The 12717-nt window shown below is 70.1% G+C and carries 11 protein-coding genes; 7 read left to right on the top strand and 4 right to left on the bottom strand.

Going from position 1 to position 12717, the window contains the following annotated elements; genetic code table 11:
- Positions 1-213 precede the first annotated feature (213 nt).
- The gene (gene eno / locus QHF84_RS33675; RefSeq protein ID WP_281317602.1) at positions 214-1488 is read right to left on the bottom strand and encodes a phosphopyruvate hydratase; all 1275 of its coding nucleotides are present in this window, start codon (positions 1486-1488) and stop codon (positions 214-216) included.
- Between the two features lie 129 nt (positions 1489-1617).
- Between eno and QHF84_RS33670 the strand changes: the two genes are divergently transcribed.
- Both QHF84_RS33670 and QHF84_RS33665 read left to right on the top strand, forming a co-directional pair.
- Entirely contained in the window at positions 1618-2253 is a 636-nt protein-coding gene (locus QHF84_RS33670) for a DotU family type IV/VI secretion system protein (protein ID WP_281317601.1), read from the top strand.
- Positions 2253-3341 carry a type VI secretion system protein gene (locus QHF84_RS33665; protein ID WP_281317600.1) on the top strand — a complete coding sequence of 363 codons (1089 nt, stop codon included), beginning with the start codon at positions 2253-2255 and terminating at the stop codon, positions 3339-3341. The genes QHF84_RS33670 and QHF84_RS33665 overlap by 1 nt, the downstream gene beginning before the upstream one ends.
- Here QHF84_RS33665 and QHF84_RS33660 read toward each other — a convergent pair.
- On the bottom strand, positions 3338-4210 hold the full coding sequence (locus QHF84_RS33660; protein WP_281317599.1) for a thioredoxin domain-containing protein: 873 nt from the start codon (positions 4208-4210) through the stop codon (positions 3338-3340). The genes QHF84_RS33665 and QHF84_RS33660 overlap by 4 nt on opposite strands.
- A gap of 137 nt (positions 4211-4347) precedes the next feature.
- Between QHF84_RS33660 and QHF84_RS33655 the strand changes: the two genes are divergently transcribed.
- Both QHF84_RS33655 and QHF84_RS33650 read left to right on the top strand, forming a co-directional pair.
- On the top strand, positions 4348-5823 hold the full coding sequence (locus QHF84_RS33655) for a hypothetical protein (RefSeq protein WP_281317598.1): 1476 nt from the start codon (positions 4348-4350) through the stop codon (positions 5821-5823).
- Entirely contained in the window at positions 5820-7199 is a 1380-nt protein-coding gene (locus QHF84_RS33650) for a hypothetical protein (RefSeq protein ID WP_281317597.1), read from the top strand. The genes QHF84_RS33655 and QHF84_RS33650 overlap by 4 nt, the downstream gene beginning before the upstream one ends.
- Positions 7200-7221: 22 nt before the next feature.
- On the opposite strand, the gene QHF84_RS33645 is transcribed toward QHF84_RS33650, so the two are convergent.
- Together QHF84_RS33645 and QHF84_RS33640 are read right to left on the bottom strand one after the other, a co-directional pair.
- Positions 7222-7617 (bottom strand): RidA family protein, encoded by a 396-nt coding sequence (locus QHF84_RS33645; protein ID WP_281317596.1) that lies wholly within the window; start codon positions 7615-7617, stop codon positions 7222-7224.
- Between the two features lie 55 nt (positions 7618-7672).
- A complete protein-coding gene (locus tag QHF84_RS33640) occupies positions 7673-8623 on the bottom strand; it encodes a hypothetical protein (RefSeq protein WP_281317595.1) in 951 nt (316 codons plus the stop codon).
- Between the two features lie 182 nt (positions 8624-8805).
- On the opposite strand from QHF84_RS33640, the gene QHF84_RS33635 reads away from it, so the two are divergent.
- The 3 genes from QHF84_RS33635 (at position 8806) to QHF84_RS33625 (ending at position 12711) form a co-directional block, all read left to right on the top strand.
- A complete protein-coding gene (locus QHF84_RS33635; RefSeq protein WP_281317594.1) occupies positions 8806-11514 on the top strand; it encodes a M1 family metallopeptidase in 2709 nt (902 codons plus the stop codon).
- Positions 11515-11625: 111 nt separating this feature from the next.
- Positions 11626-12447: a DUF6748 domain-containing protein gene (locus QHF84_RS33630; protein WP_281317593.1), complete on the top strand. Its 822-nt coding sequence runs from the start codon at positions 11626-11628 to the stop codon at positions 12445-12447.
- Positions 12448-12495: 48 nt separating this feature from the next.
- Entirely contained in the window at positions 12496-12711 is a 216-nt protein-coding gene (locus QHF84_RS33625) for a hypothetical protein (RefSeq protein ID WP_281317592.1), read from the top strand.
- Positions 12712-12717: the final 6 nt, after the last annotated feature.

Genomic DNA, 12717 nt, shown 5'->3' with positions numbered 1-12717 from the left:
CGGCGGCGGTGGTGGCGGCGGCGGTCGCGGCGGTGGCGGCGGCGGTCGTGGCGGCGACCGGCGCGGCGGTCGCGGCGGCGGCGGCGGCCGGGATCGCGGCGGTCGTGGGGATCGCGGCGATCGCTGGTAAGACGTGAGGGCCCGGCGAGAGCCGGCCCGAAAGAAAGCGCCCCGGAGCCGAGGCTTCGGGGCGCTTCGTTTTTGTGCGCGCCTTCAGCGCTTGAAGGGCTTCCGGCCCGCGAAGATCTGCCCCTCGCCGAGCTCGAAGCCGATGCGCAGGAGCTGGTTGTACTTGGCCACGCGATCCGAGCGGGAGGACGAGCCCGTCTTGATCTGCCCCGCGTTCGTGGCGACCGCGAGATCGGCGATGAACGTGTCCTCCGTCTCGCCGGAGCGGTGCGAGATGATCGACCGATAGCCGCCCTCGCCGGCGGTGCGGATGCAGTCGAGCGTCTCGGTGACCGTGCCGATCTGGTTCAGCTTGATCAGGATGGCGTTCGCGATCCCTTCGGACATGCCGCGCGCGAGGCGCTCGGGGTTCGTGACGAAGAGGTCGTCGCCGACGAGCTGCACCTTCTTGCCGAGCCGCTCCGAGATGAGCTTCCAGCCCTTGTCGTCGTTCTCCGCGCAGCCGTCCTCGATCGAGACGATCGGGTAGCGCTTCGAGAGATCCTCGTAGATCGCGACGAGCTCCTCGGGCGTCTTCGGCCCCTTGTCGAAGGTGTAGACGCCCTTGTCCGCGTCGAAGAACTCGCTCATCGCCGCGTCGAGCGCGAGGCCGATGTCCTCGCCGGGCTTGTAGCCGGCGGCCTCGATCGCGCGCATGACCTCCTGCAGCGCCGACTCGTTCGTGGCGAGCCGCGGCGCGAAGCCTCCCTCGTCACCCACGGCCGTCACGTGGCCGGCCTTCTTCAGGATGCCTTTCAGCGTGTGGAAGACCTCGACGCCCATGCGCAGCGCTTCGTCGAACGACGGCGCGCCGAACGGAACGATCATGAACTCCTGCACTTCGAGGCCGTTGTCGGCGTGTACGCCGCCGTTCAGGATGTTCATGAGCGGCGTCGGCAGGACACGCGCGGCGGCGCCGCCGAGGTATCGCCAGAGCGGCAGATCCACGGAGTCGGCCGCGGCGCGCGCCACGGCCATCGAGACGCCGAGGATCGCGTTCGCGCCGAGCTTGCCCTTGTTCGGCGAGCCGTCGGCGTCGATGAGGACCGTGTCGACGGCGGACTGATCGAGGGCGTCCATGCCCACGACGGCGGGGCCGAGGACGGTCTCCACGTTGCGGACCGCCTTCGAGACACCCTTGCCCAGGTACCGCTTCTTGTCGCCGTCGCGCAGCTCGACGGCCTCGTAGGCGCCGGTGGAGGCTCCGCTCGGGACCGCGGCGCGCCCCACGCCGCTGGTCGTCCTGACCTCGACCTCCACGGTGGGGTTGCCACGGGAATCGAGGATCTCACGGGCCATCACGCTCTGAATCTCGGACATGCGAACGCTCCTTCGGCAGAGGGCTGGCAGCATACCGTGATGCGCGCCGCCGCACAGGGTCCGATCGCGGAAGCACGTGACAGAAGTCTTCCTCCCCGGGGCACGACTCGCGTTATGCTCCGCGGCCGCGTGGAACGTTCGATCGGCGTGTATGGCGAGGAGCTGCTCCTCTGGATCTGCGCGGTGCGCCAGTCCCCGAGGCGCCCGCCCGCGGAACACTTGCTCCAGCAAGCAAACTCCTTGATGAACGAGCTCAAGAGCTCGAAGGCGAGCGACGAGCTGCCCGTCGTCTCCGCCGACGATGGTCAGTTCGCCATCGCCGCGATCATCGACGAGATCGCGATGAGCCTCCCGGACCTGCGTCCGTTGTGGTCGCAATACTCTCTGCAGGCCACACGCTGGTACACGACGAACGCGGGCGTCGAGTTCTACCAGCGCCTCGAGCGCGTGAAGGAAGGTCCGAAGAGCGTGCTCGCCACGTACTACGTGGTGCTCGGCCTCGGCTTCCTCGGCAGGTTCGGTTTGCCCGGGCAGGTGCAGTACGGCGCGACGCAGACGCGGATCGACGTGGCGCGGATCCTCGGCGTGGATCCGGATCGCGACTGGCACGCGGGCGCGCTCCGGCCCGTGCGCGAGGAGACGGTGCGCCCGATCGACCACCAGACGCCCTGGTGGAAATCGCTTTGGATGGGCCGCGGGATCGGGATCTTCTTCGTGGTCGTGGGCCTCGTCCTGATCCTCGTCTCTGCCTTCGGGGGCAAGTGATGGCGAACGAGATCGGCCCGTTCACGCAAGAGATCGACGCGCTGCTCGCCGCGATCGCGCAGAAGCACCCGGGGAAGAAGCCGCCGTACCAGGTGCCGATCTACCTCGTCGTCGGGGATCCCGGGACGGGGCGATCGACGGCGATCCGCTCGCAGTTCCTCACGTGGTCCGGCGGCGACGGCCCCTTGCCGCCCGCGTCGTCGACGCCGTTCTGCACGTACTGGATGGCCGACGAGTGCGCGTTCATCGAGCCCGAGGGCCACGTGATGGGCCCGCGCCGCGATCCGGCGCTGCTGCAGGCGCTCTGCGAGGAGCTCTTGCGCAAGCGCCCGCGCGAGCCGCTCGACGCGTGTATCCTCGTGCTCAACGTCGCGGCCTTCGCCGACCTCGACGAGGCCGGCGTGCAGGCGTACGCGAAGAACTACCGCGACGTGCTCGTCGAGATCGGCCGGCACCTCGGCGGCGACGTGCCCACGTACGTGATCCTCACGCGCTTCGACACGGTCTGGGGCTTCGCCGACGTGTTCCAGTGGACGCCCGAGCGCAAGCGCGAGGATCCGTGGGGCTTCACGCTGCACCAGGAGGTCGCGCCGCAGGACGCGCTTCCGAAGATCCGCGAGGAGATCGACGGGCTCGCCGCGCGCTTCGAGATGTTCTGCTTCGCCAAGCTCTCGGGCGAGGAGCACGTCGACACGCGCATCCGCGCCTATCAGCACCTCGTGGAGGTGCGCGAGCTGCTCGACCGGCTGCGCGTCATGTTCGGCGTGCTCGCGATGCCGAACGCGTACGAGCGTGTGCCGTGGTTCCGCGCGATGGCGATCGGCAGCGCGGTGCCCGGCGTCGGTGATCGGCAACGCGCGGGTGTTGCGCGGTTCCAGAGCATGGGCCTCTACCCGGCCTCGATGCCTCAGGGCATGCGGCCGGGCGGGCTGCCGATCCACGCGCTCGTCAAGACGGTCACGTTGCCCGAGAAGGACCTCGTGCCGCTGCGCGTGCGCTGGCGCGACGACCTCGCGACCTTGATCCTCGCCGGCTCCGCGCTCCTCGTGTGGATCGCCGCGATCATCGTCGCGGGCATGAACCGCTAGCGCCCGCGGGCGAGCTCGATCTCCATCGAGACCCACGCGTCGAGGTCGGGCTCGGGCTTGAAGAGGCCGAGGTCGAACTCGCGCCCGTTGATCAGGATGAAGGGCGTGCCCATGAGGCCCGCGCGATCCGCGTCGGCCTTGTCGCGCTCGATCGTCTTCGCCGCCGCTTCGGATTGCATGTCCGCGCGCAGCTTGCCCATGTCGAGCCCGAGCTCCTCGGCGATCTCGCCGATCGTGGCGTCGCTGAGTTTGTCCTGGTTCTCGAAGAGCTCGTGCTCCATCTCCCAGTAGCGCCCCTGCTTCTGCGCGGCGTACGCGGCGCGGGCCGCGACCTCCGCGTGGGTGTGCCGCGGCAGCGGGTAGAACTTGTGCACGAGGCGCACGTCGTTCTCGTGTGTCGCGGCGATGCGCTCGACGATCGGCACGATCCTCCGGCACGCCGGGCACTCGAAGTCCGACCAGACCATGATCGTGACCGGCGCGTTCGCGGCGCCCCTCGTCGGCGAGTCGGCGACGTCGACCGTGGTCACCTTGCTCCCGAAGCGGATCTCGTAGGCGTGCGCGGCGTCGGCGCGGCCGAGGCCGGCTTTCACGCGCTCCGTGAGGAAACGCGCGGCGGGCTCGCAGGCCTTGCAAGAGCGCTTCTCGTCGAGGCAGGTGGAGAGCGGCACGGCCTGGTCGGGACAGGGCGCGATCTGCTCGTCGAGCAGCCGTTCGACGATCTCGCGCTCACGCGGCACGAGATCCTCCATTTCCTTCGGCCGCCGGATCTCGTGGGCGCCGCCGTTGTCCGCGTGCTGGCTCCCGCCACACGCGCTCGCGAAGAGCGCCGAGACGAGCAGGAGCGGGGAGAGGGGTCGCAGGTTCACGACGGGCATCTTACGTCCACGATGGGGCTTCGGCTCGCCTCACGGTGGCCTTCGCCCCAAACCTCGGCACCGCCACGGGCGGATCGGCTTGGCCCCCCTCGACGCCGGACCGCGGTCGGGGTATTCACCGGCCGAACGTGCACGACGCCGTACCGCCTCCCCCGACCCCCGCCAAGACCAGCGCGCCGGTCTCCGTCCGCGACGCCGGCAAGAAGCGGCTGCGGTGCCCGACGTGCCTGGAGTCCGTGGCTCCCGGCCTCGAGCTCTGCCCGGAGTGCGACGAGCCCCTCGCGGGCAGCAAGAGCCTCAAGGCCGGCGCGACCACGGTCAAGGCGCCGAGCTGGCTGTCGCTGCACTGGCGTCCACTCGTCACGGGCCTCGCGATGGCCGGCGTGCTCGCGACAGGCATCGCCCTGCGCAGCCTCGCCCCGGGCCGCTTCCTCCCGCCGCGCGCCGCCTCGCGCTCGCCGAGCGCCGTCACGCCGACCTGCACCTCGCCCTGCTGGCACGGCGAGGCCTGCCAGGTCGGCCAGTGCGTCTGGCAAAAGCCGAACGATGTCGGACACCTCGGCGACCAACCCCTCGTGACGGGCCCGTTCGCCCTGCCGAAGGACGTCTCCGACGCCATGCCGCTCGACGCGGATCGCTTCGCGCTCGCGCTGCTCACGGGCATCGAGGTGCACGACGCGCGCACGGGCGCGCTGCTCACGCTCGTCAGCGATGCGCCGCAGATCAAAGGCCTCTACCGCGTCGGCGAGCACCTCTACGCGACCTCGCCGCAAAGGCTCTACGTCGTCGACGCGGCCACGATGGGCCTGCAGAAGACGATCGATCTCGGCGCGATGGTCGGGCAGGTGTCGGTCGGTGCGAACGGCCGGCGCGCGCTCGTGTCGCTCCCCTCGGCGCACGCGGTCGCGATCCTGGCGACGGAGTACCACGCCGAGATCGACCGCATCCATTTCGGCGACGATCCCGTCGGGCCGATGGGCGTCGACGACACCGGCACGCGCGCGCTCGGCACGACGGGACAGGTCCCGCTGCCGGGCCTGCGAGATCCCGCGGGCGGTGCCGTGTACGCGTTCGATCCGAGCCGGCTCGCGTCGCAGCAGGATCGCGTGCGCACGTCGATGCTGGGCAACCCCGTCAGCGTGCTCATGACGCCCGATGGCAGCGCGAGTTACGTCGTCCTCCGCGCCGAGGACGCGCTCGTGCCGCTCGAATGGTTGCCGTCGGGCGCGGTGCGCCGTCGCGAGCGGATCCAGACCTGCGACGAGCCCGAGCAGATCGAGCTCGTGCGTCGCGGACGCCGCGCGCTCGTGCGTTGCCACGAGGGACGCGCGCTCGAGGTCTTTGATCTCGCGAAGGGCGAGCTCGCGCGGCACATCCCGTTCAACGGACGCGCGACCGATCTCGTGGTCACGCCCGACGGCGAGCAGGCGCTCGTGACGCTCACCGGTGACGGCGCGGGCTCGCTCGCGCTCGTGGATCTCGAGTCCTACGCGGTGAAGCTCCTTCCGCTCTCGGGCGAGCCGAAGCGCGTGCGGCTGACGCCGGACGGCCGCATGGCGCTCGTCTTCTCGGACTGGGCCAAGGTCGCGTGGGTGGTGCGATGAGCCAGCAGCGCGTCCCGTGCCCTGCCTGCAAAGCGCCGATCGTCTTCGGCGCGCGCAAGTGCCGCGCGTGCAAGGCGTGGCTCGTCCCCGAAGCGCAGCCGCGCGTGCCACGCGTGATCCTCGGCGGCATCGCGCTTGCCGGCACGATCTTCGCCGTCGTCGTGGGCGGCCGCGAATCCCCCGTGGGCGAGGCGCCGCCGCTGACGAACCTCGATCCATCGGGATCCAGCAGCGCCGCGGGCGCGCCGCGCCCTGGATCGATCGGCCCCGAGATCGAGGCCGAGCCCGAGCCCACGCCGGCCGACCCGCAGAAACGCTGGAAGACCCGCGAGATCCGCCTCGGCGACGCGCACCCGCTCGACGTCGTCTTCCACCCGAAGGGCACGAGCGTCTACGTCAGCGCCGACGACGCCACGCTGCGCGAGTACAAGCTGAAGACGGGCGAGCTCGTGCACAAGGCCTCGATGCCCGCGCAGGGCGACGAGATCCGGATGCTGTTCGACCGGTACGTCGCGGTCCTCCGTCACGAGGACGCGGCGCGGATCCCGGTGATGGACACGTCGGCGTGGGATCGGGATCCGGTGCTGCTCGACGTCGGCAAGAGCCCGGGCGAGATCGTCCCGATGCCGGACGGCCGCAGCGTCGTGGCCTCGACCATCGACGGCAAGCGCGTCGCGCGCTTCGACCTGCCGACGGGCGTGCGCCTCGCGGACATCACCTTGCCGCACGCGACGGGCCAGCTCTTCCTCGTCCGCGCCGAGAACCGCCCGTACATCGGGGCGATGGGCGCGCTCTCGCACGGCGGCCGCGCCGCGGGCGCGTGGATCGACCTCTTCGACCCGAGCGAGGAGCCCTTCGGCGCGACCCGCCGCAGCATCTTCATTGGTCGCGAGCCACGCGCCGGCGTGGTTTCCCGGGATGGAGGCTCGCTCTTCTTCCCGGACCGCGTCTCGAACAAGGCCGTCCTCCTCGACATCGCCGCGACCACGCAGGTCAAGTCGACGGCCGTGGGCTTGAGCCCGGAGCAGGGCTTCCTCCTGAACGACGACCGCCTCGGCGTCACGCTCGACAGCAAGGCGCGCACGGTGACGGTCGTCGACCTTGCCACGATGAAGGTCACGAGCACGCTCATGCTCGACGGTGCGCCTTGCGCAGGCGCGGCCTCGCCGGATGGGCGCACGCTCTTCGTCGCGCTCGGCGGAACCGAGCGGCCCCCCAAGGGCAGCGGCGTCGCCGTCATCGCCGGCGAACCGCTCCGCATCGTCGCCACGATTCCGACGGGCCCGGGCGTCTGCGCCGTGGACGTCACGCGCGACAGCTCCCGCGCCGTCGTCGCGTCCTATTACGACAAATCGATCCTCGTGCTCGAGCAATGAGCCCGGGGCGCGCTCGCCGCGCTCAGGCGGCTCCCTCGACGTAAGCGTCGACCTCGATCTCCACGAGCATGTCCGGCGCGATGAGCCGCCGCACCTCGACCATCGTCGCGGCGGGCGCGTGGGCGCCGACCTTCTCCTGGTGCGCGCGCCCGATCTCGGGCCAGCGCTCGATGTTGGTCACGTACATCCGCGTGCGCACGACATCCGCGAGGGACCCGCCCAATTCCCGCAGCGCGGCCTCGATGATCTCGAAGCAGCGGATCGCCTGGGCATATGCGTCTCCCTCGGCGTGTGTCCCTCCGCCTACCGCGACGGGCGCCGTCCCGCCCACGTACACGTGCGGGCCGACGGCCACGGCCCGGCAATACCCCACGCGCGCTTCCCACTCCGCGCCCGAGAACACCCGTCGTTTTTGCATGGCCCGGGTATACCACGGACCGGTGGCTCCTCGGGCGCGCCCGAGAATGGGGCTCTCATTGCGTCGGCGTTCGCGGCGAAAGGAGCGAGCGCCAGCGCTCTCGGCTTTCGGGGTCGAAGATGGCATCGGCCACGACGTCCGGACCATCCACTCGCAGATGCTCGGCGAGCTGCGCCTGCTCGTCTGCGCGGAGCGGGCGCCGGAGCCGCCTTTCGACCTGGCGCGCGAGCACCGCGAGCTGGCCCTGGACAAACCCCTCCTCGATCCCCATCGCTTTCCCTTCCCTGAAGATCCGGTTTTGCATGACGATCTCCCGCGACAAACAGGAGTGTACCACATCCGCGAGCCCCCGCTCCCTCTTGTCCGCATCCGCCAGCGCGACCATCGCCGCCCCGAGCTCCGCGAAGTCGCGTTCGTTCGTCCGGGCACGCAGGGCCTCCATCACCGCCTCCAGATTGCGCGCGTCCGCGTCGACGGCGAGGGGCGTGAAGATCATCCAGAACGCACTCCCGCGGGCCTCGAGCTCGGCCACGGTGCGCTGGTAGACGGGCTCGATCCGGAAATGCACCCCGCAAAACGGGGCCCTCGCCGGGGACGTCCGGTACGCGGCGTGCGCGGGCCACGGTTCTTCCCGACCGGACAGGACGATCACCACGCTCTCGATCGGCAGCGGCTTGCCTCGGCCTCCGCGCGCCTCGTCGGCCGCGGCGAGCGCCGTGAGGTTGTGATATTCGAACACGCGGAACGCGATTTCCTCGTTCATCGTGAGCGTCCACTCCGCGTGGAGCAGCCGCCGCTCGTCGCCGACTCTCACGGAGAGCGCGCGATCGAGCCTCCGCTGACGCCCGGTCACCTGCGTCTCCACCCATCCGAGGGGCTCGACGGTCTCGTCCGCGTCGCAGAGCGCGCGCGCCACCTCGCGAGGGAATTGCCGGGATACGTGGCGGAGCACGAGATCGACATCGTCGTCGAGCCCCGCCTCGCCTTTCCGCTTCCTGGGCTGCATGCCGCATCCCCGTGGCGAACGACGTGCCAGGAAAAAGCCCCGCTTTCGTGCATGAAAATGCCGCCTCCGGGGTGACGCCGCCATGGCGGGGCGTGGCGGCCGCCGCGGAGCGCCGAACCATCGTGATCTCGGGCGCGCCTCGTGCCACCATGCGCGCGCTTTCCTCCCGCCCTCCGAGCCGAATGATGAAATCCCCTCGCTCGCTCCTCGCGCTCCTCGCCACGACCGTCGCTTGCTCCGCCGCGCCGCCGCCCGCGCCGCCCCCGGCTCCCACCGCCGCCGAAAAACCCACGGCCGCCGCGCCCGCGCCCGACCTCCCCGCGCCTCCCACTGGCCTGCGCCTCCCGCGCGCCGTGCATCCGCTTCGTTATGCCGCGACGCTCACGCTCGTCCCCGGCGACGACGTCCTCCGCGGCGAGATCACCATCGACCTCAGCCTCGCCGAGCCCACGCGCGTCATCTGGCTCCACGCCGAGCATCTCACCGTCGAGGAGGCTCGCATCGAGGCCGCGGCCAAGCACCTCCCGCTCCGCGTCGTGCCCACGGAAGGCGACCTCGTCGGATTCGCGCTCGACGCCCCGGCGCCGCCCGGCTCGGCGCGCCTCATCGTGAAATATCGCGGCGCGGTATCTTCGCTCGACGATCACGGCGCTTTCCGCGAGGAGGCCGACGGCGCCTCGTACATCTTCTCCCATTTCGAGGCCACCGCCGCACGCCGCGTCTTTCCTTGCATCGACGACCCCGGCGTGAAAGTCCCCTGGCAAATTTCGTTGCGCGTCCGCGAAGCCGACGTCGCCCTCTCGAATACGCCCGCCCTCGGCGAGACCAAGGAGCCGGGCGGCATGAAGCTCGTCCGCTTCGCGCCCACGCCGCCCGTGCCGAGTTACCTCATCGCCTTCGCGGTCGGGCCTTTCGAGATCGTGGACGCGGGTACGGCCGGGAAAAACAAGGTCCCGGTCCGCATCGCCGTCCCGCGCGGCGCTGCCGGCAAAGCCTCGTTCGCGGCGAAGACCACGCCGCCGCTGCTCGGAATGCTCGAAGAGTATCTCGGGACGGCCTATCCCTACGAAAAGCTCGACGTCGTCACCATTCCTCGCGTCTCCTCGTTCGGCGCCATGGAAAACCCCGGGCTCGTCACGTATGGCGCCCGCGGCTCGCTCGCCGCGCCCGCCGACGAGACGCCGATGTTCCGGCGTGGATTCACCGCGACCATGGCCCACGAGCTCGCCCATCAATGGTTCGGCAACCTCGTCACCATGGACTTCTGGGAGGACATCTGGCTCAACGAGGCCTTCGCCACCTGGATGGGCAGCAAAATCGTCGAGCGCTTCTCCCCCGCCTGGCGCGAGGACACCCGCCGCGTCGCCTCGGCCTCGTATGCCATGGGCGAGGACGGCCTGCTCAGCGCGCGCAAAATCCGGCAGGAGATCCGCACCCAGGACGACATCGCCAATGCCTTCGACAGCATCACCTACCAGAAAGGCGCGGCCGTCCTTCGCATGTTCGAGGCCTACGTCGGCCCGGAGAAGTTCCAGCGCGGCGTCCGCCGTTACCTCGACGAACACGCCCACGGCAATGCGAAAGCGGCCGACTTCCTGAGCGCGCTCTCGGCCGAGACCAGCCCCGAGATTGGCCCCGCGTTCGCCACGTTCCTCGACCAGCCCGGCGTCCCGCTCGTCAAGGCCGAGCTTTCGTGCGAGAAGGGCAAACCCCCGCACGTAAAACTCTCGCAATCGCGCTGGCTCCCGGCCGGATCCGCCGGCGCGGCCGAATCGACCTGGCAGATCCCGGTTTGTCTCCGTTACGGAAGCGGCCCCGACGCGCGCGCCTGCACGCTCCTCACCACGAAGACGGCCGAGCTCCCGCTCGAAAAAGCGAAATCGTGCCCCGCGGCGTTTGTCCTGAAAGACGCCGGCGTCGGTTATTACCGCGTCGATCTCGGCAAGGACGCCCTCGCGCGTCTCCTCGGCAAGCCGGGAACATTCCTCGGCTTGCCCGAGCGCCTCGCGCTCCTCGAGGATGCCTCGGCCCTCGTCGAGAGCGGCGCCCTCGTCCCAGGCGACGTCCTTTCCCTCGTCCCCAACGTCGTCGCCGAGCCGGACCCTCTCCTCGAGCGTGGCGCGGCCACGCTCGTCGCCCGCGTCCGCGACATGCACGTCCCTTCCGACCTACGCCCGCGCTTTGCCGCGTTCATCACGCGCACCTTCGGCAAGCGCGCCCGCGCCCTCGGCGTCCTCCCGAAGCCCGGCGAGGACGAGGCCATCACCTTCCTCCGACCCCTCCTCGTCTCGCTCGTCGCCGATCGCGGCGAGGATCCGGCCTTGCTCGCCGAGCTTCGCGCCCTCGCCGCGCGTTTCCTCGACGACCCGAATGCCGCACCGCTCGACGTCGCCGGCCCCGCGCTCACGCTCGCGGCGCGTCACGGCGGCGACCGCGCGCTCTTCGATCGATTGCGCGAGGCTGCCAAGAAAGAGCGTGACGAGCGCCGCCGCGGCGCCTTCCTCGGGGCGCTCACGAGCTTCCGCGATCGCGCCCTCGTCGACGAATCGCTCGCGCTCGTCCTCGACGGCGGCTTCGATCCGCGGGACGCCGTGTGGCTCCTCGGCCAGGACGAGCGAATGCTCGATCGATCCCTCGGGTACGTCGAAAAGAACTGGAGCGCCCTCGTCTCGCGCATGCCGAGTGAGGCGCTCGGCTACCTCCCCCTCGTGTTTCAGGGCTCGTGCGATGAAACGAACCGCGCCGCCGTCGCGCGCGTCTTCGAGGGCCGCGTCTCCGAGATCGTCGGCGCGCCGCGGGCGCTCGCGCAGTCCCTCGAGTCGATCTCGCTTTGCGTCGCGCAAAGGCAGAAACTCGAACCGAGCCTGCGCGCCTTTCTCCAGAAATACTAGCCCGGCCGCTTTTCTCGCGACCGTACGGCGGCACCCGGCTTGCTGGGGAGCGGATGGCAGGAGGTCTCCGTGTCACCCCACCGCACCCTTGTCGTCGCGTCTCTTGCGATCGTGCCGATTTTTGCAGGATGTCTCGGCTCCGACGTCTTCGAGGCGCCGGAGGCCACCGCGGAGCACGAGGCCGATATCTCCTTCGCGACGTATTACATCGCCCGTCGGGATCTTCGCCGCTGCGCGTATCCCAGTTGCGGTGGCTTCTTCGTCTCCGCCGTCAATCAGGAGAAGACGGTCTGCGCCGACGGCACCAGCGCCGCCGAATGTTACGTCGCCGATATCCAGTTCTCCAGCATCCTCCAGCTCGCCGGCGTCGAGGGCACGATCCGCGAGGCCATCGGCGTGCAGCGGGAATCGACGCGCGCCATTCTGTTCGGCGATCTCTTCCCCGGCCAGAGCGGCCTCGGCTCGCTCTCGCTCCGGTTTGCCTGGGTCGCCCTCGAAACTGCCGATCTCCGGGGCGGGTTCCACCGCGTCTGGCACAACGGCGTCGTCTGCGTCGCCGCGCCCTGTCCGAGCTTCAGTCAGGAGTTCCTGAACGCGGACGGCGCGGTGCGGACGATCCACGAGATCGATCTCAAAGAGGTGCCCGGCAATGGCCGGGACGATTTCGACTCGGGGCGCGCCCTTTTCTCGACGCTCGGCATGATCCTCACCGGCCAGAACGTCGTCATCGAAAACTACGGGCCGGCGGGGGATGCCACCGTCCTCCAGGCGACGCAGGGCTTCCTCCCGATCATCCTGCCGACGATCCGCGGCCGCGGCGGCGTGTCCGTTGACGACGGCCCGGTCATCGGGCGCCAACCGGTGGGCGGCGGCGGCGGTGGCGGCGGCGGCGAGGGCGGCAGCGGCGGCATCCGGAACACGAACGTGCAGTGAGGTTCGAGCATTGCCCCGCGCGGCCGGACGCGTCACGATCTCGCTGTCATGGACATCGAATGGCGGGCGGACGTGGATCCGGGCGCGCGCGGCGCGATCGAGGCGCTCGTCTCTTCGCAACGCACCCTCGAAGACGTGGTCCGCTGGGGGCTTTCGTTCGCGCCGCAGCGGCTCATCGCGGACGTGGTCGTTCAAGACGAATACAACCACGACGTCGTCCTCGAACATCCTTCCGGCGTTTACCTCGTCTACGACACGACCTGACTGGGC

Origin of the sequence: Polyangium sp. y55x31, from assembly GCF_029946505.1 — a bacterium.
GTDB lineage: Bacteria > Myxococcota_A > Polyangia > Polyangiales > Polyangiaceae > Polyangium.
This window is presented reverse-complemented; position numbering and strand designations above follow the sequence as displayed.